The sequence below is a fragment of the Serratia proteamaculans genome (genome assembly GCF_949794035.1).
Lineage (GTDB): Bacteria > Pseudomonadota > Gammaproteobacteria > Enterobacterales > Enterobacteriaceae > Serratia > Serratia proteamaculans.
In genome coordinates, this window is sequence record NZ_OX461105.1 from 1,116,728 (window position 1) to 1,142,228 (window position 25,501).

Consider the following 25,501-nt stretch of genomic DNA (forward strand, 5'->3'; position numbering starts at 1 on the left):
AAGCGGTTATCATGCTCGGCATCGAAATCGCCTATCGCATTAGGCTCTCATTCAGGAGGAAGAAGTATGCCATCTTTCGACATTGTTTCCGAAATTGATATGCAGGAAGTGCGTAACGCCGTCGAGAACGCCACGCGCGATCTTGGCACCCGTTGGGATTTCCGTAATGTGCCGGCCAGTTTTGAGCTGAACGAAAAAGATGAAAGCATTAAAGTGGCCAGCGAGTCTGATTTTCAGGTGCAGCAGTTGCTCGATATTCTGCGTGAAAAGCTCAGTAAACGCAGCATCGAAGGCAGCGCGCTCGAGATCCCGGACGAACTGACTCACAGCGGTAAAACCTACAGTGTGGACGCCAAGCTGAAGCAGGGGATTGAAAGCGCCCAGGCGAAGAAACTCGTCAAGCTGATCAAAGACAGCAAGCTGAAGGTCCAGGTACAGATTCAGGGTGATGAAGTGCGGGTAACCGGCAAGTCACGCGACGATCTGCAGGGCGTGATGGCGCTGGTGCGCGGTGCCGATCTGGGACAGCCTTTCCAGTTCAAGAACTTCCGCGATTAAGGTTTATCTAACTACTGACAAAGCCAGTTATTAGGGAGAGCGTGCCGAAGGGGTCGTAGCAACTTTAGTTGCCGGAGCGCCCCTCGGTGCGCTAGGCCCGGGTATCGCGGGCTAAAAACAACTTTGTTATCAAACGTGGGCCAGCTTGCTGGCCCTTTTCTTTACAGTGAATTCACCAGCGCTTCCAATTGGCCGCGGTTGGTTTGTTTTGTATCGACCTTGACGTAGGCACTGCGCTCTTCCGGCACCACTATCGCTTCTGCCACGCCCGGCTGGGCTTTTAGGCGGCTTTCCAACGCCGAATCTTTCACCGCCAGTTCCGACAGCGTAATACGCAGGCTGCTGACGTAAGGCGGTTCTTGCATGGTGCTGCTGACCAGGAACCATACGGCAGCTAGTACCGCCCCGGCGATAAACACCAGTCCTGCCCCCTGCAGACCATACAGCAAGCCACCCAGGCTGCCGCCGATCGCCACGCCGATAAACTGACTGGTGGAGTAAACCCCCATCGCCGTCCCTTTGTAGCCGGCCGGAGACTCTTTACTGATCAGCGAAGGCAGTATTGCTTCCATCACGTTAAACGCCATAAAGAACAGCTGCACGCCGGCAATGATGCCCCACAGGTGTGCGCCAGACAGCCACAACAGCACCTCAGCGCAGAACAACACCGCTACGCAACCCATAAAGACCTGCTTCATGCGGCGCTTTTTCTCGGCATAAATGATAAACGGCACCACGGCGGCAAAAGAAACCAGCATAGTGACCAGATAGACAATCCAGTGCTCGCTCGGGGCCAAACCGGCTTTCTCCATCGCCAGCGGCAACGCCACGAAGCTGGACATCAGCAGGATATGCAGACACATGATGCCGAAATTCAGCTTTAGCAGGCGGGAATTGCTCAACACCTTACTGAAGCTGCCGCGCACGATGCTGGATTCACGGTTCAACACGTGGTGGCTGGCGGAAGGGACTACCGCCAGAGTGATCACGATGCCGGCCAATGCCAGTACCGCAATCATCCAAAACAGCGCATGCAGGCCAAAGGCGTGAGTGACGATCGGGCCCACCACCATGGCAATGGCGAAGGTAATACCGAAGCTGACGCCGATAAACGCCATCGCCTTGGTGCGGTTCTGTTCGCGGGTCAGGTCGGACAGCAGCGCCATCACCGCCGCGGCAATAGCGCCAGAGCCCTGTAATGCCCGGCCGAGGATCACGCCCCAGATGGAGTCGGTCGCGGCGGCAATCACGCTACCCAGCGCAAAGATCAGCAGGCCGCCGACAATCAGCGGCTTGCGGCCGATACGATCGGAGATCAGGCCGAAGGGGATCTGGAATACCGCCTGCGCCAGGCCATAAATACCGATGGCGATACCGATCAGCGTTTCGCTGGCGCCGTTCAACGCCATACCGTAGGTGGTCAGTACCGGCAGCACCATAAACATGCCCAGCATGCGCAGTGAGAATACGGTTCCTAATCCCCAGGTCGCTCGTCGTTCCAGCGGGGTCATTGCATTATCGTTCATTAAAACCTCATTAAAAGCCATTCCGTCAGGCTATCGGTGATAGCGCCTGAGGGGATAGCTTCTGTCAAAGCTGCGTCATTTTAGTGTGAAGGGCAGGGGGGGTAAATCTAATGTTGTTTAACAGATATTACAGTTCGTCGGCTTTTTGGCGAGACAAATAAAATGGGCCGCGAAAGCGGCCCATTCACAGACGATTTGGCTTACCAGACGTACGTCATCAGCGCTTCCGGTGCGGCTGTCGCACTGAAGTCGATAGACATCATTACGCTCAGCGAAGTGATGGCAACAATCGAGAACACAAACAGCTTACGTGCCCAGACGCTGTCATTTTCGGTTTTGTAACCACGCAGCGCCATGCCCAGCCACCATACGCTTACTGCCGCAGCGACAATCAGGTATTTGTAGCCGGCGTAGCCGCCCAGGGTCAACATCAGGGTGGCAATCATAAACGCCACAATGTAGACCGTGATGTGGTTCTTCGCCACCGAAATGCCTTTCACAACCGGCAGGACCGGAATGTTGGCTGCCTGGTAATCTTTAAAGCGGAAGATGGCAATCGCATAGGAATGCGGCATCTGCCACAGGCTAAAGATAGCCAGCAGGATCAACGCACCGGCATCGAACTCGTTGGTGACTGCGCAATAACCGATAACCGGTGGCGCAGCGCCCGACAAGCTGCCGATCAGCGTGCCATAGACCGAGTGGCGTTTCATGTACAGGCTGTAGACGCCGACATAAACCACAAAGCCCATCACCGCCAGCCACATGGCCAGCGGGTTGGCGCCGATATACAGCAACGCAAAGCCCGCAATACCCAGAGCGGTAGCGTAAACCAGGCTTACACTCGGCGCGATCAGGCCCTTAACCAGCACCCGATTCTTCGTTCTCTCCATTTTCTTGTCGATGTCGCGGTCAATGTAGTTGTTAAATACACAGCCCGAAGCGACAACCAACGAGACACCCACCAGGGTGGCGAGAAACAGGGGATAGTCGATGCTCCCTTTAGAGGCGAGCAGGAATCCCCCGACGACAGAAATTAAATTGCCGAAAATAATTCCTGGTTTAGTTACTTGCAGGTATTGCTTAATCATCACGTCCAGCTCTGCTCTTAATCGACCATCATATTGATGTTGAGGTTGTACATAATCCAGAGTGAACCCACAACAACGATACCGATGATCATAGCGGTGAACAGCAATGCCACCAGGTTCCAGCGCTCTTCCGATGAGGTATTCATGTGCAGGAAGTAAATCAGGTGAACAACCACCTGAATGACCGCCATGCCGACTACAACCGCCAGGATAGTTGAATGAGAGGCGGTGCCGCTCATCACCATCGCAAATGGAATCACCGTCAGGATGATCGACAGAATAAAGCCGATCAGATAGGTCTTGACGCTACCGTGGCTTGCGCCGCCGTGAGAAGTTTCATGGGATGAATGACTCATGACATAACCCCCAGCAGGTAAACAACGGTGAATACGCAGATCCAAACCACGTCCAGGAAGTGCCAGAACAGGCTCAGGCACATCAGACGGGTTTTATTGGTTGAAGTCAGGCCGCGCTTGCTGACCTGAATCATCATGATAACGATCCAAACCAGACCGGTAGTCACGTGCAGACCGTGGGTAGCAACCAGTGCGAAGAAGCCGGACAGGAACGCACTGCGATCCGGGCCATAGCCTTCAACGATCAGGTGATGGAACTCATAGATTTCCATCGCTACGAAGCCCAGACCAAACAGGAAGGTCAGGAACAGCCAGGTATTCACGCTGCCAACCTTGCCTTTGTTCATGCCGATCATCGCCATACCGTAGGTGATGGAGCTGAACAACAGCAGGAAGGTCTCAACCAGAACAAACTTCAGATCGAAGATGTCTTTGCCAGAGGGACCGCCAGCGGTCCCGTTCACCAGTACTGCATAAGTCGCGAACAAGCTCGCAAACAAAATACAGTCGCTCATCAGGTAGATCCAGAATCCGAAGACTTTGGTCTCTCCTGCGTCGTGGTGCCCATGCTCTGCATGGGCTGCATCATGGTTAGTCAGAGTATCAGTTGACATGTTTCACGCCTGCTTTGCTGATTTGTTCATAGTGTTGGTTTTCAATGCGCTCGATTTCATCAACCTGCACATAGTAATCAACATCTTGATCGAAGCTCTTGGCAATCCAGGTCACGATCATACCTACGAAGGCAGCGATCGCCATCCACCAGATGTCCCAGATCATCGCGAAACCAAATACCAGGCTGAAGCCAGCAATAATCACACCGGCACCGGTATTTTTCGGCATATGAATCGGCTCGTATTTCGCCGGTTTCTTATAAGCGTTGCCTTTTTCTTTCATGTCCCAGAATTCATCACGGTCATGAATCTGTGGCACTACGGCAAAGTTATAGAACGGCGGTGGAGACGAAGTAGACCACTCCAGCGTACGAGCGCCCCATGGGTCACCGGTCAGATCACGGTTCTGCTCACGGTCACGCACACTGACGTAGATCTGAATCAGTTGGCACAGGATACCGCAGGCAATCAGAGCCGCGCCGCCAGCCGCTACCAGCAGCAGTGGGTGGAACTCTGGGTTGATGTTCTGGCTGATACGACGAGTCATACCCATAAAGCCCAGAGCATACAGTGGCATAAAGGCCACGAAGAAACCGATGATCCAGAACCAGAACGCACGGATACCCCAGGTTTCGTTCAGCGTGAAGCCGAAGGATTTAGGGAACCAGTAGGTCAGGCCGGCGAAGCAACCAAACACCACACCACCGATAATCACGTTATGGAAGTGGGCAATCAGGAACAGACTGTTGTGCAGCACGAAGTTCGCGCCCGGTACTGCCAGCAGAACGCCGGTCATCCCACCCACGGAGAAGGTGATGATGAAGCCGATGGTCCACAGCATTGCGGAGTTGAGCTGAATGCGGCCCTGGTACATGGTGAACAGCCAGTTGAAGATTTTCACCCCGGTAGGGATGGAAATGATCATGGTGGCGATACCGAAGAAGGCGTTAACGTTCGCGCCGGACCCCATGGTAAAGAAGTGGTGCAGCCATACGATGAACGACAGAACGGTAATCGCGATGGTTGCCCATACCAGTGAGGTATAGCCGAACAGGCGTTTTCTTGAGAAGGTCGCGGTGACTTCAGAGAACACACCAAACACTGGCAGAACCAGGATATACACCTCTGGGTGACCCCAGGCCCAAATCAGGTTGATGTACATCATCATGTTGCCGCCCATATCATTGGTAAAGAAATGGAAGCCCAGGTAGCGATCCAGGGTCAGCAACGCGATGGTAACAGTCAGAATTGGGAAAGAAACGATGATCAGGACGTTAGTACACAGCGCCGCCCAGGTGAACACCGGCATCTTCATCAGAGGCATGCCAGGAGCACGCATCTTCATGATGGTGGCGAAGAAGTTCACACCGGTCAACAGGGTACCCAGACCGGAAATCTGCAGACTCCAGATCCAGTAATCGACCCCGACGCCAGGACTGTATTCCTTGCCCGACAGCGGCGGATACGCCAACCAACCGGTCTGCGCAAACTCACCGACACCCAGAGAGATGTTGATCAGTACGACACCTACCACGAAGAACCAGAAACTCAGGGAGTTCAGGAACGGGAAGGCAACGTCACGTGCACCGATTTGCAAGGGTACAACCACGTTCATCAGGCCGACCACGAAAGGCATCGCCATGAAGAAGATCATGATTACGCCGTGGGCGGTAAAGATCTGGTCGTAGTGGTGCGGCGGCAGGAATCCGGCCTCGCCGGCGGACGCAAGCGCCTGCTGGCTACGCATCATGATGGCATCGGCAAAACCACGCAGCAACATAACCATTGCCACGATGATGTACATGATACCAATTTTTTTATGGTCGACCGAAGTCAGCCAATCGCTCCATAGCCATTTCCACTTGCCGAAATAGGTTATCAGCGCCAGCAGAGCCAGGCCCCCGATAACAATTGCAGCAACGGTGACCATGATGATCGGTTCGTGGTACGGAACCGCATCAATCGTTAATTTTCCCAACATCAGTTTATTCCTCGGCTCCGGCGTGAGCAGCATGTTCACCCATGTCCATACCCTGGCTCATGTCCATACCTTCGTGCGTGGTAGCGCCCTTGTGCATGTTCATATCGCCCATGAATTTGCCAATAGTTTCTTTGAACAAATTAGGTTTGACACTGGAGAAGTACTCGACCGGGTTATTTTCACTCGGCTCTGCCAGTTTGTTAAAGTCGCTGGTGGCGTTAAGGTTAGTCGACGATGCTTTCACCTTGGCAACCCACTGATCGAAGTCGCCTTCGGTTGGGGTGACAATGGCGGTGAATTTCATGCCGGAGAACCCGCGACCGCTGAAGCTGCTGGAAATACCGTCGTATTTGCCGGCTTCATTGCCGATCAGGTGCAGTTTGGTCTGCATCCCGGCCATCGCATAAATCTGCCCACCTAACTGAGGAATAAAGAACGAGTTCATTACCGAGTTAGAGGTGATTTTGAATTCAACTGGAACATCTTTCGGGAAAGCCAGTTCATTAACCGTTGCGATGCCTTGTTCCGGGTAGATAAACAGCCATTTCCAGTCAAGCGACACCACTTCGATCGTCATCGGCTTCTTGTCAGTGACAATCGGCTTGAACGGATCCAGCTCGTGGGTAGTCTTCCAGGTAATGGTGCCAAGGATGGCGATGATAATGATAGGAATGGTCCAGACGACCGCTTCGATTTTGTTGGAGTGTGACCAGTTCGGACTGTATTTGGCATCTTTGTTGGAAGCACGGTACTTCCAGGCAAAGGCGAACGCCATAAAGATGACTGGTACCACCACGATCAACATCAAGGCGATTGCAGTGATAATCAGTGTCCGTTGCTCAACACCAATTGCTCCTTTGGGATTCATCAATACCATATTGCAACCGCTGAGCATTACAGTGGAAGCAATTAATGACAACATCCCAATACTTTTATTGTATTTCTTAAGTCTCATCTAACGACCCCAATTACAAAGGCTCTATATTGTCGTTTCATGTGTGCGGGCATTTTACGGGAAGGTTGCAGTACTGTAAACATGCTTAAGGGAGTGTCAGCGCCTTGTTGACACTTTCTGTTAAGGGGGTCACAGATGTCACGTTGCGTGACAATTTACTAATGGCAACAAAGCGTTGGCTCGCTGAATCGTGGCGAGCAGACTCTATGTTAAGGAAAACTAAAGGTATGCTGAGTTTGGCAGATTTAGCTGTCGTTTTTAAATACGCAGGAAAGGTTTATTTAATGTAAAATAATTGTGTATTTAAAGTGAATTTAATTTTATTTCCGAGTGCCTTAGTCGGATAAAAAAATAATTCCTCCGCCATTTATGTTCTTTTATCCGAAATAAACTCATCACGCTGATGCATTTTTGCCGACCGGTGTGATCACCGGCCGACGATATCAGGCAAGTTTAGTGCGGCGCAGTGCCAGATAGTCCAGCAAACTGCCCATCACAATACCGACCAGACTTAGCGCGGCACCCAACTGCAACAACCGATCGGCCAGGTTCGGCAAGGCACTCCAGTCGAGCGCGTTGGTGATCAGCAGAATCAGCCACAGCCCCAGCAGTGAACAACCCAGGGTCAGCATACGTAGCGCCCAGCGGTAAAACTGGCGAAATTCAGTGCGTGGCATGAAGTTATCGGTGCGCTGCGTGTATTCCAGCGTCTGTCGGCACAGGCGCAGCAACAGCAGGCCGGGCAAGGCCGCGGCGATCGAGAATAGATAGAACAGCGGCCAGCCGTGTGCTTCGACAAACCAGCCGGCAATGGGGCCAACATAGACGCGACCGACCGCCGACAGCGCTGACAGCAGGGCAAACTGAGTGGCGGAAAATGACCGGTTGCACAGCGTCATCAGCAGCGCGACGAAGGCGGCGGTACCCATGCCGCCGCACAGGTTTTCCAGGAAGATCGCACTGCCCATGGTCATGATGTTTTTATCGGTGACCGCCAGTATCCAGTAACCGAGATTGGAAACCGCCTGCAGGATGCCAAACAGCATCAGGGCACGGAACAGGCTAAGGCGCTGCATCAGCACGCCGCCAAACAGTGCACCGATGATGGTGGCGAACAGGCCGAGGGTTTTATTCACCAGCCCGACTTCCCCAGCATCGAAGCCGACACCGCGGATCAGGAAGGTGGTACTCAGGCTACCGGCAAAGGCATCGCCCATCTTGTACATCACGATCAACAGTAAAATCAGCCAGGCGTTGTTACGCGCGAAGAAATCACGCAGCGGGGCGACAACTGCTTCTTCCATGGTGCGCGGCGCAGGAATGCTGTTGTCCGGCTCCGGTGCCAATAGGGTGGCGACGATACCGATCAGCATCAGCCCGGCCATCAGCCAGTAGGTAGACTGCCAGCCGAAATAGCGATCCGCCAGCCACAGTGCCAGCCCGCCGGACACCAGCATCGCCAGCCGGTAACCCAGAACCGAGACCGCAGCGCCAGTGCCACGTTCTTCAGCGCTCAACAGATCGGTTTTATAGGCGTCGAAAACAATATCCTGCGACGCAGAACAGAACGCCACCAGTACCGCCAGTGCTGCCAACCACCACAGATGCTGTGCCGGTTGCATAAAGCCCATCGCCACAATCGACACCACCAGCAGCAGTTGGCTGATCAGCAACCAGCCGCGCCGCCGCCCAAGGAATGGCGGGGTGTAGCGATCCATGAAGGGTGACCACAGGAATTTGAACACATAGGCCTGACCGACCAGCGAAAAGATGCCGATGGTTTTCAGATCGATGTTTTCGACGGTCATCCAGGCTTGCAGCGTGCCGGAGGTCAATGCCAACGGCAGACCCGACGCAAAGCCCAGCAGCAGGAGGATGGCGGAGTTACGCTGGGTGAAGATATTCAGATAGTTTTTCGACATGAGTTCCCTGTCTGCACCGCCCGATGGTTTGGGCGGCACAAGGCGTTCGTGGCTTAACGCGCGTTTTGCTTGATAAAATCGTTGACGCTGGTGTCTTGTGCCATATCGGCAATGACGTCGCCGAGCACGGTGTTGACCGCGTTGGTGATTTTCTCGTTGGTCGCCGTGAAGGCGCCCTGCACGTTATAGGTTGAGCGGTAGTTTTTCACCTGCTTGTTGCCGTTCTTCGCCTGGGCGGTGATAGAGATATCGGCCTTGGTGGTGATGTTGTAGCGCAGGTTGCCTTCGGAGACGTCTGCATACAGGTTATTGACCACGATTTGCAGGTCAACGGCACCGTCAGCACCGATCATATAGCCGCGCGCGCCCATTTGTTTCTCCAGCACTTCCTGCAGCAGGAAGCGCAGATCGCGGGATGGGGTAAGGGTCACCAACTGACCGTCGCGGTTCACTTTCGCCAGTGCCTGGTCCTGGCGCTGATCCGCACCGTTAATGCTGATGGTCACACCTTGCAGCGTCGGATCCTGTTGTGGCAAGACGATCTTTGGCGTGACGTTCAGGGTGTTGCTGCTGGTAGCACAGCCAGCCAGCAGCAGTGCGGCCAACAGTGGAAGGCAAAGTTTCTTTAACATAGTTACTGTCTCATTCTCGATGGATTTTAAGCCGACGCAAACAGCCCATGACAGAGAGGCCGATTTGAGCAAGCTTTCTGTAATAATCAGAGCGGGATAGCCAACAACAAATTGTCGACATCATAGCATCGCCGCCGGCCGGAGGAAGCGCAGAACGCACCGGAGTGACAAATTTTTACCTGCCGTTGATAAAAACATGCTTTTTTGACCGTCTCAATCAGAAAAACCTCAAGCGACGGCGGATGTTGGCCGTTTTTTGCCCGCAAAGAAGAGAAATTTAGCTGAGGAATGGTCTAAACGGGAAGAAAGCGGCTAATATTGAAATAGATGGGGACGGTCCTCTGCCGGTGTAGTAAGGAGATCCTATGATTCGCGAGCAAATAGAAGCAAAGTTAAGGGCGGCATTTGAGCCCGCGTATCTGGAAGTCGTTGATGAAAGCTATCGTCATAACGTTCCGGCGGGCTCAGAAAGCCATTTCAAGGTGGTGTTGGTCAGCGATCGCTTCGTCGGCGAACGTTTCTTGACGCGGCATCGCTCGATTTACGGCGTTCTGTCGGAAGAGTTATCCGATGGCGTGCATGCGCTGGCACTGCACACCTATACCCTGAAAGAGTGGGAAGGGTTGCAGGATACCGTGCCGGCTTCTCCCCCTTGTCGTGGGGCTGGTACCCTGGCCTGACGGCTAAATTTGCGGTATCAGTGGAACTTTGACCACGATTTGGGGTATTACTACAGACGAATTTTGGAACGGCCTGCGGGCCGTTTCTGTTTTTGACGACGACACAGCCGATGCGCAATGCAGCCAAGGCCGGGTCGGCTTCGGCGGCCTTTTGGCGATCAAATCGGCAAAAGTGTGAGTTTTAGCGCGCCGCCGCCGCCTTGCTTTCCTCGACTCGCTCCGCATGCGCCGCTATAATGTCGCGTCTTATTTTTCCGGAATGGTTTCGGGACGCTTCTGTCATCAGGAAACTCGGTTCTGTAATGTAGCCGTCCTGGTTCTTGGAACGGAGTTGACCGAGCACTGTGATTTTTTTGAGGTAACAAGATGCAAGTTTCAGTAGAAACCACTCAAGGCCTTGGGCGCCGTCTCTCTATTACTGTACCCGCTGATACAATCAAGCAGGCTATTAAAAAAGAGCTGATCAACGCTGCAAAAAGCGTTCGTATCGATGGCTTCCGTAAAGGCCATGTACCGATGAACATCGTTGAGCAACGTTATGGCGCTTCCGTTCGTCAGGACGTACTGGGCGATGCGATGCAACGCAGCTTCGTTGATGCGATCATCAAAGAAAAGATCAATCCGGCTGGCGCACCAAACTACGTGCCGGGCGAGTACAAAGAAGGTGAAGATTTCACTTTCACCGTTGAGTTCGAAGTGTATCCGGAAGTTGAGCTGAAAGGCCTGGATGGCATCGAAGTTGAGAAGCCAGTGGTTGAAGTTAACGACGCTGACGTTGATACCATGCTGGACACCCTGCGCAAGCAGCAGGCGACCTGGAAAGAGACCGACCGCGCAGCTCAGGCTGAAGACCGCGTGACCGTTGACTTCTCAGGCTCTATCGACGGTGAAGAATTCGAAGGCGGCAAAGCCTCTGATTTCGTACTGGCCATGGGCCAGGGCCGCATGATCCCAGGCTTCGAAGAAGGTCTGGTCGGTCATAAAGCCGGTGAAGAATTCGCTATCGACGTTAACTTCCCAGAAGATTATCACGCTGAAAATCTGAAGGGCAAAGCGGCTAAGTTCGACATCGTTCTGAAGAAAGTGGAAGAGCGTGAACTGCCAGAGCTGACTGAAGAATTCATCAAACGTTTCGGCGTGGCTGATGGTTCTACCGAAGGCCTGCGTGCTGAAGTGCGTAAAAACATGGAGCGCGAGCTGAAAGGCGCAGTGCGTAACCGCATCAAGACTCAGGCAATCGACGGCCTGGTCAGCGCTAACGAAATCGACGTTCCTGCTGCGCTGATCGACGGCGAAGTTGACGTTCTGCGCCGTCAGGCTGCACAGCGTTTCGGCGGCAACGAGAAGCAAGCGCTGGAACTGCCACGCGAACTGTTCGAAGAGCAGGCTAAGCGTCGCGTCGTTGTCGGTCTGCTGCTGGGCGAAGTGATCAGCACCAACGATCTGAAAGCTGACGAAGATCGCGTTAAAACGCTGATCGAAGAAATGGCCTCCGCTTACGAAGATCCAAGTGAAGTTGTTGAGTTCTACAGCAAAAACAAAGAGCTGATGAACAACATGCGCAACGTTGCTCTGGAAGAACAAGCGGTTGAAGCCCTGCTGGCAAAAGCGAAAGTGACTGAGAAAGCCACTACCTTCAGCGAGCTGATGAACCAGACTCAACAGGCGTAATGTCTGTACGCCAGGGCGCAACTCGTTGCGCTCTCGGGGCCGCCTGGTCGGTCCCGGCGTTAAAAAAGCCCGTAACCTTCGGTTGCGGGCTTTTCTTTTTGCCACGTTGCTGATTAATCTCAGGTTAAGCGTGACAATATGCACTATATTTACACTGTTGATCTTGCAACAGTCTGGCATGATGGTTATCACCCGCAGCGAAGGTGTGCAGGATAACCGCTAAAAATACGCCGCCGGGCTTGAAATTCTGACAGTGGCCCCAATCTGTAAAATGTATATATTTAGGCTGTTTGCCAGAGTGCGCGGGATGAAAAAAAACCGTCGGGTACGTGTGGCGTGGGTCGAATGCTTGAGCATAGTCATCATGACCGTTCTCAAGTAGAATCGGTGTAATAGGGTGTAACCCTGGCCGCCAAGGCAATTTCTATTAGGAGACGGTAATGTCATACAGTGGCGAACGAGATCAATTTGCACCTAACATGGCCCTGGTGCCGATGGTGGTAGAGCAGACTTCACGCGGGGAGCGTTCTTACGACATTTATTCCCGCCTGCTGAAAGAGCGCATTATTTTCCTGACCGGCCAGGTCGAAGATCACATGGCCAACCTGATTGTGGCGCAGATGCTGTTCCTCGAAGCAGAAAGCCCGGAAAAAGACATTTTCCTCTACATTAACTCCCCGGGTGGCGTGATCACCGCAGGCATGTCAATCTATGACACCATGAAGTTCATCAAGCCGGACGTCAGCACCATTTGTATGGGTCAGGCGTGCTCGATGGGCTCCTTCCTGCTGACTGCCGGTGCCAAGGGCAAGCGCTTCTGTCTGCCGAATTCACGCGTGATGATCCACCAGCCGCTGGGCGGTTATCAGGGCCAGGCGACGGATATCGAAATCCATGCGCGCGAAATCCTGAAGGTGAAGGCGCGTATGAATGAGCTGATGGCAGAACATACCGGCCAGACACTGGAGCAGATCGAACGCGATACCGAGCGCGATCGCTTTATGACCGCGGAAGAAGCGGTAGAATATGGTCTGGTTGACGGTATTCTGACGCACCGCAAGTAACACCACGCGGCTGGCGAGATAATTGTGCGAGCCGATAGACTATAGTAATCAGAGCGGGCGTGGCTCGCTCTGGTGAGCATTATCGGCATTCCCGGTATGAATTCGGGGCGCACGGCCGCCGTGATTTTCCTGCGGGACAAAGACTAAAGAAGAGGTTTACTGATGACAGATAAGCGCAAAGACGGTTCAGGAAAGCTGCTGTACTGCTCTTTCTGCGGCAAAAGCCAGCATGAAGTGCGTAAGCTGATTGCCGGTCCGTCAGTGTATATCTGCGATGAATGTGTTGACCTGTGTAACGACATTATTCGCGAAGAGATTAAAGAAGTTTCACCGCATCGTGAGCGCAGTGCGCTGCCGACGCCGCACGAGATCCGCCATCACCTGGATGACTACGTCATCGGTCAGGAACCGGCGAAAAAAGTGCTGGCAGTCGCGGTGTATAACCACTACAAACGCCTGCGCAACGGCGATACCAGCAACGGTATCGAGTTGGGCAAAAGCAACATTCTGCTGATTGGTCCTACCGGTAGCGGTAAAACCCTGCTGGCGGAAACGCTGGCACGCTTCCTGGATGTGCCTTTCACCATGGCCGATGCCACCACGCTGACCGAAGCCGGTTATGTGGGTGAGGACGTGGAAAACATTATCCAGAAGCTGCTGCAGAAGTGTGACTACGACGTGCAGAAAGCTCAGCGCGGCATCGTCTACATCGATGAAATCGATAAGATTTCTCGTAAGTCAGACAACCCGTCGATTACCCGTGACGTTTCGGGTGAAGGCGTGCAGCAGGCGCTGTTGAAGCTGATCGAAGGCACCATTGCCGCCGTTCCGCCGCAGGGCGGCCGTAAGCATCCGCAGCAGGAATTCCTGCAGGTTGATACCTCGAAAATCCTGTTTATCTGTGGCGGCGCCTTTGCCGGCCTGGATAAGGTGATCGGTCAGCGCGTGAATACCGGTTCCGGTATTGGTTTTGGCGCCACCGTGAAGGGTGAGGCTGAGAAAGCGACCGAAGGCGAACTGCTGCTGCAGGCTGAGCCGGAAGATCTGATCAAGTTTGGTCTGATCCCTGAGTTCATCGGTCGTCTGCCGGTGGTGGCTACGCTGAGTGAGCTGAGCGAAGATGCGCTGATCCAGATCCTGAAAGAGCCGAAAAATGCCCTGACCAAGCAGTATCAGGCATTGTTCAATCTGGAAGGTGTGGAACTGGAATTCCGTGAAGAAGCACTGAACGCCATCGCCAAGAAGGCCATGAAGCGTAAAACCGGTGCTCGCGGTCTGCGTTCCATCGTGGAAGCCGCGCTGCTGGACACCATGTACGACCTGCCATCAATGGACAGCGTCGACAAAGTGGTGATCGACGAGTCGGTCATCGCCGGCCAGTCCAAACCCTTGCTGATTTACGGTAAACCGGAAGCACAGGCTTCAGGCGAATAATTCGCCAGTCAAACCAGAAAGTTAATGTCAAAATGGGGGATTTTATCCCCCATTTTTATTTCCTGCATTCTGCCGTTGAATGTAAGAGATTCATCCCCATATACTCATTAACCAGATTTTATGAAACGTTTGATGCTTGCGTCTCATGAGATTCCCCCTCAACCTGGCGGAAGTTAAACTTAAGAGAGAGCTCTATGAACCCTGAGCGTTCCGAACGCATAGAAATCCCCGTCTTGCCGTTGCGCGACGTGGTGGTTTATCCGCACATGGTGATCCCGTTATTTGTTGGCCGGGAAAAATCAATTCGGTGCCTCGAAGCAGCAATGGATCATGATAAGAAGATCATGCTGGTGGCACAGAAAGAGGCCTCAACGGATGAACCTGGTATTAATGATTTGTTCTCTGTCGGCACCGTAGCGTCGATCCTGCAAATGCTGAAATTGCCTGATGGCACGGTAAAAGTGCTGGTCGAAGGTCTGCAGCGGGCGCGTATTACTACGCTTTCCGACAGCGGAGAGCATTTTGCTGCCCAGGCCGAATATCTTGAGTCACCTGCGATTGATGAGCGTGAACAAGAAGTGCTGGTGCGCACTGCAATCAATCAGTTTGAAGGCTACATCAAACTGAACAAGAAAATTCCACCGGAGGTGCTGACGTCATTGAACAGCATCGACGATGCTGCACGCCTGGCGGATACCATCGCTGCGCACATGCCGCTGAAACTCAGCGACAAGCAGTCGGTACTGGAGATGTTCGATATCACTGAACGTCTTGAATACCTGATGGCGATGATGGAATCGGAAATCGACCTGCTGCAGGTTGAAAAACGCATCCGTAACCGCGTCAAAAAACAGATGGAAAAAAGTCAACGCGAGTACTATCTGAATGAGCAGATGAAGGCGATTCAGAAAGAACTGGGCGAGATGGACGATGCGCCAGACGAGCATGAAGCGCTGAAGCGCAAGATCGAAGCGGCGAAAATGCCGAAAGACGCGCGTGAAAAAACCGAAGCGGAACTGCAAAAGCTGAAAATGATGTCGCCAATGTCTGCGGAAGCCACCGTGGTACGCGGCTACATCGACTGGATGCTGCAGGTGCCGTGGAATGCGCGCAGCAAGGTTAAGAAAGACCTGCTCAAGGCGCAGGAAGTGCTCGATATCGATCACTACGGCCTGGAGCGCGTCAAAGACCGTATTCTTGAGTATCTCGCAGTACAGAGCCGCGTCAGCAAAATCAAAGGGCCTATCCTGTGTCTGGTAGGGCCTCCTGGCGTAGGTAAAACCTCGTTGGGTCAGTCGATCGCCAAAGCGACCGGTCGCCAGTACGTGCGTATGGCGTTGGGTGGCGTGCGTGACGAAGCGGAAATTCGCGGTCACCGTCGTACCTATATCGGTTCCATGCCGGGCAAGCTGATCCAGAAAATGGCCAAGGTTGGGGTGAAAAACCCACTGTTCCTGCTGGACGAGATCGACAAGATGTCTTCCGACATGCGCGGTGACCCAGCCTCTGCACTGCTTGAGGTACTGGATCCGGAACAGAACGTGGCGTTTAACGATCACTATCTGGAAGTGGATTACGATCTGTCCGACGTGATGTTCGTGGCTACCTCGAACTCGATGAACATTCCTGCGCCGCTGCTGGACCGTATGGAAGTGATCCGCCTGTCCGGATACACCGAGGACGAGAAGCTCAACATTGCCAAGCAGCACCTGTTGCCGAAGCAGCTCGAGCGTAACGCCCTGAAGAAAGGTGAGCTGACGGTCGACGATAGCGCCATCACCGGCATTATCCGCTTCTACACCCGTGAAGCTGGGGTGCGTAGCCTGGAGCGTGAAATCTCCAAGTTGTGCCGTAAAGCGGTGAAAACGCTGCTGATGGACAAGAAGATCAAGCATATTGAGATCAACGGCGACAACCTGAAAGACTACCTGGGCGTACAGCGTGTCGACTACGGCCGTGCGGATACCGAAAACCGCGTGGGTGAGGTTACCGGCCTGGCGTGGACGGAAGTGGGTGGCGATCTGCTGACCATCGAAACCGCCTGCGTACCGGGCAAGGGTAAGCTGACCTACACCGGCTCGCTCGGTGAAGTGATGCAGGAGTCGATTCAGGCTGCACTGACCGTAGTGCGTGCGCGCGCGGATAAATTGGGGATTAACCCTGATTTTTACGAGAAGCGTGACATCCACGTGCACGTGCCGGAAGGCGCTACACCGAAGGATGGCCCGAGCGCCGGTATTGCGATGTGTACCGCGCTGGTTTCCTGCCTGACGGGCAACCCGGTTCGCGCCGATGTGGCGATGACCGGCGAGATCACGCTGCGTGGTCAGGTACTGCCGATTGGTGGCCTGAAAGAGAAATTGCTGGCGGCCCATCGCGGCGGTATCAAAACCGTGCTGATCCCGTATGAGAACAAGCGCGATCTGGAAGAGATCCCGGCGAATGTTATCGCCGATCTGGATATTCATCCGGTGCAACGAATTGATGAAGTTTTGGACCTTGCGTTGCTGAATCCGGCCTTCGGTGCACTGCCGGTAGCGGCAAAATAGTGACGTATCGCAAAAACCATTGATAAAACTTATGCTGGCAAGTCATTTCGGACTTGCCAGTCTTTTTTTGTACCGCTAAGTTAGACAGCTGTCGGCCTGCGTTTTGTCACGCTTTCGGTGGCTTGCCAAGGCACGATGGGATTGATATAACAGCTGCGCTGTCGCGCCGTAGGGATTTTTCGGTGCGACGATTGAATTCTAGAGGGGATGATAGAGTGAATAAGTCACAACTGATCGACAAAATTGCCGCAGGTGCTGATATTTCCAAAGCGGCAGCTGGGCGTGCTTTAGATGCAGTGATTGCATCTGTTACTGAATCCTTGAAGGAAGGGGATGATGTGGCCCTGGTAGGTTTCGGTTCCTTCACCGTGCGTGAGCGTTCGGCCCGTACTGGCCGTAATCCGCAAACCGGTAAAGAGATCGCCATCGCGGCAGCCAAAGTTCCGGCCTTCCGTGCAGGGAAAGCGCTGAAAGACGCAGTAAACTGATTGTTTGCGTCTAACCGTTTAGCGTTACAGGGCTTTGTAATAAACAATCACCTGACGCAACGGTGCTGGTAAGGTAAGATATAAGGCGCATCAGATTGATGCGCTTTTTTTATTTTTGTCGCAGGGAACGCGCCTGCGCAAGGGTGTTTTTAATCCACATCACAGCGGAGTGTTGTCACACTATGATGGACAATTTACGCGCGGCAGCTAATAACGTCGTGCTCAAAATCATCCTGGCCCTGATCATCTTGTCATTTATTTTGACCGGGGTGGGTAACTACCTGATCGGCGGTTCCGGCGATTATGCAGCGAAAGTAAATGGTCAGGTGATCGAGCGCGCTCAGCTGGAACAGGCTTTCCAAAGCGAACGCAGCCGCATGCAGCAACAGCTGGGTGACCAGTTCTCCGCACTGGCGGGCAACGAAGGCTATATGCAGCAGATGCGCCACCAGGCATTGTCACAGTTGATCGACAACATGCTGCTGGACCAATATGCCAAGAAATTAGGCCTGAGCGTCAGCGACGATCAGGTAAAAGACGCTATCCGCAAGGCGCCTTACTTCCAGACTGACGGCCAGTTCGATAACGCCAAATATCTCGATCTGATTAGCCGCATGGGTTACACCGCCGATAACTTTGCGCAGTCCATGCGTCAGCAACTGGTTAACCAGCAGGTGATCCAGGCCTTTGGCGATTCAGGCTTCATTCTGCCTGCCGAAGCTCAGGACATGACGGCACTGGTGCTGCAACAGCGCGATGTGCGTCTGGCGACGCTGGATCTGAAAGCGTTGCAGGCCAAGCAGACCGTGACCGACGACGAGCTGAAAGACTACTACAGCCAGAACAAGAACAGCTTCATTGCGCCAGAACAGGTCAAAGTAAGCTACATCCCAATGGATGCCGCTTCCATGCAGGACAAGGTAACGGTAGCCGATGCGGATATCAGCGCCTACTACGACCAGCACAAAAGCAGCTACGGCCAGCCTGAGCGCAAGAACTACAGCGTGATCCAGCTGAAAACCGAGGCGGAAGCCAATGCGGTACTGGACGAACTGAAAAAAGGCGGTGATTTCGCCACGCTGGCGAAAGACAAATCCACCGACATCATCTCACGCCGTACTGGCGGTGAGCTGGGCTGGCTGGAGCCGGACACCACGGCAGACGAACTGAAGCAGGCTAACCTGACCGAAAAAGGCCAGCTTTCCGGCGTCGTGAAGTCCTCAGTAGGGTATCTGGTGATCCGTCTGAACGACATTCAGCCGGAGAAAGTGAAGCCGTTGAGCGAAGTGCGTGACGCCATCGCCAAGCAGGTTAAGCAGGAGAAAGCCGTAGACGCTTATTACGCGCTGCAGCAGAAGGTCAGTGAAGCGGCTACCAGCGATAACGAGTCTCTGGCATCAGCCGAAGAAGCGGCTGGTGTGAAAGCGGCACATACCGACTGGTTTACCCGCGACAATATTCCGGCAGCGCTGAACTTCAAACCGGTCATTCAGTCGATTTTCGACGGCACACTGATTGGCGAGGGCGGTTCTCCGGGCAGCAACTCCGACGTGATCACCGTTGATGGCGACCGTGCCTTCGTGATCCGCGTGTCTGGCCACAAGCCGGAAGGCATTGAACCCTTCGACCAGGTGAAAGATCGCGTGGCGGAGCTGGTCAAACGCAACAAAGCGGAACAGGAAGCGAAACTGCAGGGCGAGAAACTGCTGGTTGAGCTGAAACAGGGTAAGGGCGACGAGGCGATGAAAGCGGCCGGCCTGAGCTTTGGCAGCGTGCAGAAGATGGCTCGTGCACCGGAAGACAGCCAGTTGGTGCAGAGCGTGTTCGCGTTGCCGCATCCGCAGGAAGGCAAGCCGGTTTATGGCATGTCGCAGGATCGTCAGGACAACGTGGTGCTGATTGCGCTGGATGCAGTCAACCCTGGCACCTTGCCGGCAGAAGAAATGAAAACCTTCGTCAGCAAAATGGAAGAAGGTTCGACCGGTGTGTCCTTTGACTCTTTGTTGGCCAGCCTGCGCAAAGAAGCCAAGATCACCATGGGCGCCGCTGAGCAGCAGCAACCTCAGTAAAGCGCCGCAGTTTTCTGCAACGCAATGTAATCCTCAAAGGCCGCTTTCGCGGCCTTTTCCATATCTGAAATCCGCCAATTGCTGAAGTTTGCCCACTGCGGCAAGGTGAGCTTGCTGTTAAACACAAGGAGGACACAGCATGCAACTTACAGAAATAAAAGCGGTAAAGGCTTTCAGCTTCAAAGCGTTGCTGACCGTAGCACTGCTCTCCCTGGCCGGGCTATCGGTGGCCGCGGAAGAGAAAGTGGGGGCTGGGCAACCGGTGCTGTCCGTGCCGGCGGGTAATGCAGGACAAGGTGCAGAGGCCGGAGCGGCTGCCAATGATGAGGCGTCGGTCAGTATCAATCAGGCCGATGCCGAACAACTGGCCAGCATGCTCAAAGGGGTAGGGTTGAAGAAAGCGGAGAGCATTGTGCGCTACCGTGAGCAGAACGGCCCCTTTACGCAGATTGAGCAACTTCAGGAAGTACCGGGCATTGGGCCTGCACTGTTTGAAAGGAATCGCACGCGGCTCAAAATGTGATTTCGATCACGGCTGCGTGGCAAAGTGATAATGCAGCCCTTTTTCCTCTGCTACATTTTACAGGTCTTACCAGTTTGGCATCTTGACCAAATGGGTGAAGGAGTCGCTTGCGGCTCCTTCTTTCTGTAATCACCAGGCAGGAGTGGCCGTTTCCTATGCACCAGACTTTTATCAAAGTTCGTGGTTATCATCTTGATGTTTATCAGCACGTGAATAACGCCCGCTATCTGGAGTTTCTGGAAGAGGCGCGTTGGGATTGGCTGGAGAATCAGGAAGGCTTCCGCTGGATGACGGAAAATAACATCGCTTTCATCGTGGTGAACATCAACATTAACTATCGCACCCCGGCAGTATTGGGCGACAAGCTACGTATTGACAGCCAGATGGTGCAGCTAAACGGCAAAAGTGGCGTGTTGAGCCAGAAGGTATTGCAGGATGCCACGGGGGCTCAGGTGGCGGATGCGCTGCTGACCTTCGTTTGTGTCGATCTGAAAACCCAACGGGCCTTGCCGATTGAGGGACAACTGCGCGAACACCTGCAGGTGCTCACGCCGCCAGAAGATCAGTAAAGCAACGAGCGGCAGCCCGTGCCGCCGTTAACCCCGTCATACTTCAAGCCGCATCCTTGTTGGCCGCACTCACTTACCCGAATCATTTACTTGAGTAAACTCATCGGGATGCGTTTACTTGCCGCCTCGATGCAACTTGAATTATTTAGGGGGATCAATCAGACCAGACCGGTCTTTTGCTTCAGGCTCGCCATCACTTCGGCCTTGTTGATTTGGTATTGCTTCAGCCCGTTGGCGCGCAGATGGCAGGCCGCACATTCACCGCAGCCGTCACCCTTAATACCGTTGTAGCAGGTCAGGGTGTCCTGTTGCACCAGATCCAACTGATGGTAGTAATCCGCCAGTGCCCAGGTTTCTGCCTTGTTCAGCCACATCAGTGGCGTTTCAAAGCGGATATCGCGGGCGATGCCCAGCACTATTGCCTGGTTCAGCGCTTTGACAAACTCGTCACGGCAGTCAGGGTAGCCGGAGAAGTCAGTCTCACAGACGCCGGTGATCACCGCTTCAGCTTCGACCTGATAGGCATAAATCGCTGCCAGCGTCAGGAACAAAATGTTGCGACCTGGCACAAAGGTGCTCGGTAACCCATTGCTCTGCGTGCTGTCGTAGGCGGGAACCGGAATGTTATCACGGGTCAGGCTGCTGATCGCCAGCTCATTGAGCAGGCCTACGTCCAGCAGCTTATGCGCCTTGGCTCCCAGGGCCACCGACAGTTCCTGAGCCACCTCAATCTCGGCACGATGGCGCTGGCCGTAGTCAAAGGTGACGCAGTGAACTTCATCATACTGTTTCAATGCCTGAATCAAGCAGGTCGTGGAATCTTGTCCACCGCTGAAAACGACAACCGCGCGCTTCATAAAATAACCTCAAATTATTGCTGAGACCCTACCCGATACACATTCGGGCGGTAGGATAAAAATGCGTTGCGGCAACAATGGTAGCAGAAATGTCTGGTTACCGCAGAGCCAGCCAGACTTAGTTTGTCGCAGGGGATCCCATGGTGTCCACCGGCGGTGGTAGCCAGGCCTGACAGAAATCGAACCAACCGTGGGCGGTCAGGGTAACGCCATGAATGCGCGGCGGCGCGCTGATTTGATACTGATAGTGAAACAGCGGAGTGATGATCGCTGCCGCCATCAGTTGCTGATAATAGTCTTTCAATTGCTGATATCGCGGCGGCTGTGCCGGGAGCTGCTGGATCTGTTGCAGCGTTTGTTGCTGATGCTGCCAGCGAGCGTCGGGCAGGATACCCCGCCACAGCGTATCCTGCCGCAGCCAGCTTTCCAGCGTCGCTTCCGGTGATTCCCCGATCAGGTTATCCGCCAGTAGCAGATCGGCCTGTTCTATTTGTTCGGTACTCTGCCAACGTTTGCCCGCGTAGTAGCGTAGCTCCAGCTCGCAGCCATGTTGCGCCAACAGTTGCTGCAAGGCCACTGTGACCGTTTCCAGCTCCACCGGTGGCCGATACAACAGCGTCAATTTGGCGGGCAGGGCAATATCCTCGTCGGCCTGATGCTGTGGGATTGCCCAGCCGGGCAGCATTTCGTGGCTGGGGGTGATGACGCTGTTGGGCACCGGCAGATTGGCCAGCAGACCGGATCGCTGGATCAGCATCAGCAGTTTTTTCCCCTGCGCTTCACTGAGTACGCCGTGCTTCAAATTCACCGCCAGATAGCACCAGCCCAGGCTCATGCTGCGCTGTACCGGGCGGGCCAACGCCATCTCTTCCTGCTGACCAAGGGTAATGCGTACCGGATGCTGGCAACTGGTATAAGCATCGCCAACATTCAGTTCGGGAGTGATCCAATACTCAATGCTCTCCAGATAGGGATGCTGCAAATGGTAAAACGGGTGTTGTTCCAGCCGGACCAGGTGCGGTTGGTTCAGCGTCAATTTAAACGGGCCGGCACCCATGCCTGAAGCATCCGGGTGGGTCAGCAGGCAAGGCAACTCCGCCAGCCGGTGCGCCAGCCAGTAGTCCGGATGCTGCAAATCAAACTGCAGGCACAGCGGATGGGGCAGACTGAGGCTGGCAACGTTTGCCAGGCTGGGTTGACTGCGAGGATGCTGCTGCAGTTTTTCCAGAGTTTGCAGCAGTTGCTGGCCGGTCAGTGGTTCACCGTTGTGCCAGCGTAGTTGGCTGCGCAGAAAGAACTGCCAGCGCAGGCCGTCATCGCTGATTTGCCAATGGTGGGCCAGATCTGATTGTGGCTCGGGATTACCGGTAATAAACCGCGTTAACCCGGCATGCAGGGTGGCAACCAAATGCTGTTCGGCGCGGCCGGTAAGGGTCAGCGGATCCAGCGATTCGAGCGTGCGGTAGTAGGGGATACGCAGCGTTGGGCTGCCGGCTTGCCATTGACCACCAAGATGTGGGCTAAGCAGTTCCTGTAAATGTTGCGGATCCAACTGCGCCATTTCCAGCGCACCCTGATGATCGCCCTCCTGCAGTAGCCTCTGAAGATGGGCAGCCCGCAGCTCGTCCGGCGTTTTCAGACAGTGCAAACGCGCACGTTTACCGCGCCCGGGCTGTGACTGCCAGCTCAGCCAACCCTGATCTTGCAGTTGTTGTACCAGAGTGCGGGCGTGGCGCTCGCTGCAATAGAACATCGCTGCCAGCTCACCAATGGTGATGGCGACCGGTGCGCTACCGAGTTGCAGGTACAGGCGTTGATACTGGCTGAGGCGGTGGGTCAGGCGCATGTCAGTAAATCCGGAACAGTTTTCCAGAATTGTTCACTATTACTTCCGCAAATACCATCCCATACTGCAGGGACTGTAATCGCGTTCACATTCACGAGGTCTTTATGTATCGCCTGGCGGCTTTTGATATGGACGGCACGTTGTTGACACCGGATCACCGGGTCGGGCCGGAAACTCTGGCGGTGCTAAAGCAACTCCTCGAGCGGGAGATGATCGTCACTTTCGCCACTGGGCGGCACTACCTTGATGCGCAGCCGATCATGGCGCAGTTAGGCCTGCAGGGCTACCTGATTACCGGTAACGGTACGCGGGTCTATGATAATCAGGGGCAGCAACTGCACGCCACCGACTTGCCGGCCGATATTGCCGAAGAGGTGCTGCATACCCACTGGCAAACCGACGCCAGCATGCACGTCTTCCGTGATGAAGGCTGGATGACCGGGTTTGCGCTGCCGGAGGAAATGTTGCTGGCCCACCATCTGAGCGGCTTCCATTACCAGCTTACCGAACTGCGGCGTTTACCGGCGTTCGGCAACAGCAAGGTTTGTTTTGTTGGTCCGCACGAGGAATTGCTGAAACTTCAGGTGCAGCTGCGCCAGCACTTTACTGCGCGTGTCGATCTTTGTTTCTCGGCCTATGAATGCCTGGAAGTATTGCCACTGGGCTGCAACAAGGGGTCGGCGCTGAATATGCTGAGCCGCCATCTGGGGCTGGAGATGGCGGATTGTATGGCGTTTGGTGATGCGATGAACGACAAGGAAATGCTGGCGGCGGTAGGGCACGGGGTGGTGATGGGCAATGCTCTGCCACAGTTGAAGTCGCTGTTGCCACAGCTACAGGTTATCGGTCACTGCGAACAGCAGGCGGTGGCTCACTATTTGCAACATTGGCTGCGTTCACCTTACCTCACCTATTCCCCCGAATTATGAGGCTTTATTGGCAGCCGCCGGGTAAGACTTACCCGGCTTTTTTTCGTCTGAACCTGCCGATTACAAATCCGCCAGCTGCGCCAGATACGGCGTCAGATCACCGATATTGTTGCTGACCCATTCTGGGTTGTAATAGGTGTCCAGGTAGCGCTCACCGCTGTCGCACAGCAGAGTGACGATGGAACCCTGCTCGCCGTTTTCCCGCATTTGCTTCGCCAACTGCAGCGCGCCCCATACGTTGGTGCCGGTAGAGGCCCCCACCTTGCGCCCGAGAACTGTCTCCAGCCAATGGATGGTGGCGACGCTGGCGGCATCAGGCACGCGGATCATACTGTCGACCACCGACGGGATAAACGAGGGCTCGGCGCGTGGGCGGCCAATGCCCTCGATACGGCTGCCGCAACTACCGATGAGGGTACGGTCGCGCTGGTGGAAGCAATCATAGAACACCGAGTTTTCTGGATCGACCACCGTCAGGCGGGTGTCGTGCCCCTGATAGCGGATATAGCGCCCCAGAGTCGCGGAGGTGCCGCCAGTGCCGGCGCTCATCACGATATGTTTTGGCACCGGGAAGGGTTCACGCGCCATCTGCCGGAAGATGCTGTCGGCGATATTGTTATTGCCGCGCCAGTCGGTTGCCCGCTCGGCGTAGGTGAACTGATCCATATAGTGGCCGTTCAGCTCTTGCGCCAACTGTTCGGAGACGGCGTAAATCTGCGCCGCATGGTCGACGAAGTGGCAACGACCGCCGTAGAACGCGATCTGCTCAACCTTGCGGCGTGCGGTGCAGGAAGGCATTACGGCAATAAACGGCAGGCCAATCAGCCGGGCGAAGTAGGCTTCGGACACCGCCGTACTGCCGGAGGAGGCCTCGATAATCGTGGTGTTTTCGGTGATCCAGCCGTTACACAGGCCGTACAGGAACAGTGAACGCGCCAAGCGGTGCTTCAGGCTGCCGGTCGGGTGAGTGCTTTCGTCTTTCAGGTACAGGCAGATACCGGGAAATTCCGGCAGGTTCAGGCGGATCAGGTGGGTATCGGCGGAGCGTTGAAAATCCGCTTCTATTTCGCCGATAGCATATTTTACCCAAGAATTTGTCATCATCTGGCCTCAGAATAGGGGGCTTGTTTGATGCATAATATAGCCTGCTGTGGGGAAAAAAGGATTGCCATTTTCCCTGTTTAATC

At 54.3% G+C, this 25,501-nt stretch carries 22 protein-coding genes; 11 read left to right on the plus strand and 11 right to left on the minus strand.

Annotation, left to right across the window (positions count from 1 at the left end; translation table 11 throughout):
* The first annotated feature begins 66 nt into the window (after positions 1–66).
* Positions 67–558: a YajQ family cyclic di-GMP-binding protein gene (locus QOT07_RS05180; protein WP_085115451.1), complete on the plus strand. Its 492-nt coding sequence runs from the start codon at positions 67–69 to the stop codon at positions 556–558.
* 161 nt (positions 559–719) lie between these two features.
* Here the strand turns inward: QOT07_RS05180 and QOT07_RS05185 are convergent, their stop codons facing one another.
* The 8 genes from QOT07_RS05185 to QOT07_RS05220 all read right to left on the minus strand — a co-directional run bounded on the left by QOT07_RS05185 (position 720) and on the right by QOT07_RS05220 (position 9,635).
* Entirely contained in the window at positions 720–2,084 is a 1,365-nt protein-coding gene (locus tag QOT07_RS05185; protein WP_112347699.1) for an MFS transporter, read from the minus strand.
* Positions 2,085–2,284: 200 nt separating this feature from the next.
* Complete coding sequence (gene cyoE, locus QOT07_RS05190; RefSeq protein WP_012005526.1) at positions 2,285–3,175, minus strand: heme o synthase; 891 nt, start codon at positions 3,173–3,175, stop codon at positions 2,285–2,287.
* Positions 3,176–3,192: 17 nt separating this feature from the next.
* A complete protein-coding gene (locus tag QOT07_RS05195; RefSeq protein ID WP_012005527.1) occupies positions 3,193–3,531 on the minus strand; it encodes a cytochrome o ubiquinol oxidase subunit IV in 339 nt (112 codons plus the stop codon).
* Entirely contained in the window at positions 3,528–4,145 is a 618-nt protein-coding gene (locus QOT07_RS05200) for a cytochrome o ubiquinol oxidase subunit III (protein WP_012005528.1), read from the minus strand. Before QOT07_RS05200 ends, QOT07_RS05195 begins: the two co-directional genes overlap by 4 nt.
* Positions 4,135–6,126, minus strand: coding sequence for a cytochrome o ubiquinol oxidase subunit I (gene cyoB, locus QOT07_RS05205; RefSeq protein WP_085115455.1), 1,992 nt, complete (start codon positions 6,124–6,126; stop codon positions 4,135–4,137). The genes QOT07_RS05200 and cyoB overlap by 11 nt, the downstream gene beginning before the upstream one ends.
* A gap of 4 nt (positions 6,127–6,130) precedes the next feature.
* The gene (cyoA, locus tag QOT07_RS05210) at positions 6,131–7,081 is read right to left on the minus strand and encodes a cytochrome o ubiquinol oxidase subunit II (protein WP_037424327.1); all 951 of its coding nucleotides are present in this window, start codon (positions 7,079–7,081) and stop codon (positions 6,131–6,133) included.
* 443 nt (positions 7,082–7,524) lie between these two features.
* Positions 7,525–9,003, minus strand: a complete 1,479-nt coding sequence (ampG, locus tag QOT07_RS05215) for a muropeptide MFS transporter AmpG (RefSeq protein WP_283602674.1) — start codon at positions 9,001–9,003, stop codon at positions 7,525–7,527.
* Between the two features lie 53 nt (positions 9,004–9,056).
* Complete coding sequence (locus QOT07_RS05220; protein WP_099062285.1) at positions 9,057–9,635, minus strand: lipoprotein; 579 nt, start codon at positions 9,633–9,635, stop codon at positions 9,057–9,059.
* Between the two features lie 365 nt (positions 9,636–10,000).
* Here QOT07_RS05220 and bolA point away from each other — a divergent pair, with 365 nt between their 5' ends.
* The 9 genes from bolA (at position 10,001) to QOT07_RS05265 (ending at position 20,682) form a co-directional block, all read left to right on the plus strand.
* Entirely contained in the window at positions 10,001–10,315 is a 315-nt protein-coding gene (gene bolA / locus QOT07_RS05225; protein ID WP_012005533.1) for a transcriptional regulator BolA, read from the plus strand.
* A 366-nt stretch (positions 10,316–10,681) separates the two neighbouring features.
* Positions 10,682–11,986 carry a trigger factor gene (tig, locus tag QOT07_RS05230; RefSeq protein WP_099062283.1) on the plus strand — a complete coding sequence of 435 codons (1,305 nt, stop codon included), beginning with the start codon at positions 10,682–10,684 and terminating at the stop codon, positions 11,984–11,986.
* A 440-nt stretch (positions 11,987–12,426) separates the two neighbouring features.
* Positions 12,427–13,050 carry an ATP-dependent Clp endopeptidase proteolytic subunit ClpP gene (gene clpP / locus QOT07_RS05235; protein WP_012005535.1) on the plus strand — a complete coding sequence of 208 codons (624 nt, stop codon included), beginning with the start codon at positions 12,427–12,429 and terminating at the stop codon, positions 13,048–13,050.
* Positions 13,051–13,212: 162 nt separating this feature from the next.
* Positions 13,213–14,484, plus strand: coding sequence for an ATP-dependent protease ATP-binding subunit ClpX (clpX, locus tag QOT07_RS05240; RefSeq protein ID WP_085115460.1), 1,272 nt, complete (start codon positions 13,213–13,215; stop codon positions 14,482–14,484).
* A 194-nt stretch (positions 14,485–14,678) separates the two neighbouring features.
* Positions 14,679–17,033, plus strand: coding sequence for an endopeptidase La (lon, locus tag QOT07_RS05245; RefSeq protein WP_112347696.1), 2,355 nt, complete (start codon positions 14,679–14,681; stop codon positions 17,031–17,033).
* Positions 17,034–17,248: 215 nt separating this feature from the next.
* Entirely contained in the window at positions 17,249–17,521 is a 273-nt protein-coding gene (gene hupB / locus QOT07_RS05250) for a nucleoid-associated protein HU-beta (RefSeq protein ID WP_085115462.1), read from the plus strand.
* A 182-nt stretch (positions 17,522–17,703) separates the two neighbouring features.
* Positions 17,704–19,590 (plus strand): peptidylprolyl isomerase, encoded by a 1,887-nt coding sequence (gene ppiD / locus QOT07_RS05255; RefSeq protein WP_099062281.1) that lies wholly within the window; start codon positions 17,704–17,706, stop codon positions 19,588–19,590.
* Positions 19,591–19,729: 139 nt separating this feature from the next.
* A complete protein-coding gene (locus tag QOT07_RS05260; RefSeq protein ID WP_207976248.1) occupies positions 19,730–20,113 on the plus strand; it encodes a ComEA family DNA-binding protein in 384 nt (127 codons plus the stop codon).
* A gap of 155 nt (positions 20,114–20,268) precedes the next feature.
* A complete protein-coding gene (locus tag QOT07_RS05265) occupies positions 20,269–20,682 on the plus strand; it encodes an acyl-CoA thioesterase (RefSeq protein ID WP_085115465.1) in 414 nt (137 codons plus the stop codon).
* A gap of 158 nt (positions 20,683–20,840) precedes the next feature.
* Here the strand turns inward: QOT07_RS05265 and queC are convergent, their stop codons facing one another.
* Together queC and QOT07_RS05275 are read right to left on the minus strand one after the other, a co-directional pair.
* Positions 20,841–21,539 (minus strand): 7-cyano-7-deazaguanine synthase QueC, encoded by a 699-nt coding sequence (queC, locus tag QOT07_RS05270; protein WP_099062278.1) that lies wholly within the window; start codon positions 21,537–21,539, stop codon positions 20,841–20,843.
* Between the two features lie 118 nt (positions 21,540–21,657).
* Positions 21,658–23,385, minus strand: a complete 1,728-nt coding sequence (locus tag QOT07_RS05275) for an SgrR family transcriptional regulator (RefSeq protein ID WP_219015548.1) — start codon at positions 23,383–23,385, stop codon at positions 21,658–21,660.
* Positions 23,386–23,489: 104 nt separating this feature from the next.
* Here QOT07_RS05275 and cof point away from each other — a divergent pair, with 104 nt between their 5' ends.
* Positions 23,490–24,314 (plus strand): HMP-PP phosphatase, encoded by an 825-nt coding sequence (gene cof, locus QOT07_RS05280; protein ID WP_283602675.1) that lies wholly within the window; start codon positions 23,490–23,492, stop codon positions 24,312–24,314.
* Between the two features lie 60 nt (positions 24,315–24,374).
* Here cof and QOT07_RS05285 read toward each other — a convergent pair whose 3' ends face one another.
* The gene (locus QOT07_RS05285; RefSeq protein WP_085115535.1) at positions 24,375–25,415 is read right to left on the minus strand and encodes a PLP-dependent cysteine synthase family protein; all 1,041 of its coding nucleotides are present in this window, start codon (positions 25,413–25,415) and stop codon (positions 24,375–24,377) included.
* Between the last annotated feature and the right edge of the window lie 86 nt (positions 25,416–25,501).

Bases quoted from the DNA above. Each gene is read 5' to 3' on its own strand.
- QOT07_RS05180 (WP_085115451.1), top strand. From the start codon at position 67: ATGCCATCTTTCGACATTGTTTCCGAAATTGATATGCAGGAAGTGCGT.
- QOT07_RS05185 (WP_112347699.1), bottom strand. From the start codon at position 2,084: ATGAACGATAATGCAATGACCCCGCTGGAACGACGAGCGACCTGGGGA.
- cyoE (WP_012005526.1), bottom strand. From the start codon at position 3,175: ATGATTAAGCAATACCTGCAAGTAACTAAACCAGGAATTATTTTCGGC.
- QOT07_RS05195 (WP_012005527.1), bottom strand. From the start codon at position 3,531: ATGAGTCATTCATCCCATGAAACTTCTCACGGCGGCGCAAGCCACGGT.
- QOT07_RS05200 (WP_012005528.1), bottom strand. From the start codon at position 4,145: ATGTCAACTGATACTCTGACTAACCATGATGCAGCCCATGCAGAGCAT.
- cyoB (WP_085115455.1), bottom strand. From the start codon at position 6,126: ATGTTGGGAAAATTAACGATTGATGCGGTTCCGTACCACGAACCGATC.
- cyoA (WP_037424327.1), bottom strand. From the start codon at position 7,081: ATGAGACTTAAGAAATACAATAAAAGTATTGGGATGTTGTCATTAATT.
- ampG (WP_283602674.1), bottom strand. From the start codon at position 9,003: ATGTCGAAAAACTATCTGAATATCTTCACCCAGCGTAACTCCGCCATC.
- QOT07_RS05220 (WP_099062285.1), bottom strand. From the start codon at position 9,635: ATGTTAAAGAAACTTTGCCTTCCACTGTTGGCCGCACTGCTGCTGGCT.
- bolA (WP_012005533.1), top strand. From the start codon at position 10,001: ATGATTCGCGAGCAAATAGAAGCAAAGTTAAGGGCGGCATTTGAGCCC.
- tig (WP_099062283.1), top strand. From the start codon at position 10,682: ATGCAAGTTTCAGTAGAAACCACTCAAGGCCTTGGGCGCCGTCTCTCT.
- clpP (WP_012005535.1), top strand. From the start codon at position 12,427: ATGTCATACAGTGGCGAACGAGATCAATTTGCACCTAACATGGCCCTG.
- clpX (WP_085115460.1), top strand. From the start codon at position 13,213: ATGACAGATAAGCGCAAAGACGGTTCAGGAAAGCTGCTGTACTGCTCT.
- lon (WP_112347696.1), top strand. From the start codon at position 14,679: ATGAACCCTGAGCGTTCCGAACGCATAGAAATCCCCGTCTTGCCGTTG.
- ppiD (WP_099062281.1), top strand. From the start codon at position 17,704: ATGATGGACAATTTACGCGCGGCAGCTAATAACGTCGTGCTCAAAATC.
- QOT07_RS05260 (WP_207976248.1), top strand. From the start codon at position 19,730: ATGCAACTTACAGAAATAAAAGCGGTAAAGGCTTTCAGCTTCAAAGCG.
- QOT07_RS05265 (WP_085115465.1), top strand. From the start codon at position 20,269: ATGCACCAGACTTTTATCAAAGTTCGTGGTTATCATCTTGATGTTTAT.
- queC (WP_099062278.1), bottom strand. From the start codon at position 21,539: ATGAAGCGCGCGGTTGTCGTTTTCAGCGGTGGACAAGATTCCACGACC.
- QOT07_RS05275 (WP_219015548.1), bottom strand. From the start codon at position 23,385: ATGCGCCTGACCCACCGCCTCAGCCAGTATCAACGCCTGTACCTGCAA.
- cof (WP_283602675.1), top strand. From the start codon at position 23,490: ATGTATCGCCTGGCGGCTTTTGATATGGACGGCACGTTGTTGACACCG.
- QOT07_RS05285 (WP_085115535.1), bottom strand. From the start codon at position 25,415: ATGACAAATTCTTGGGTAAAATATGCTATCGGCGAAATAGAAGCGGAT.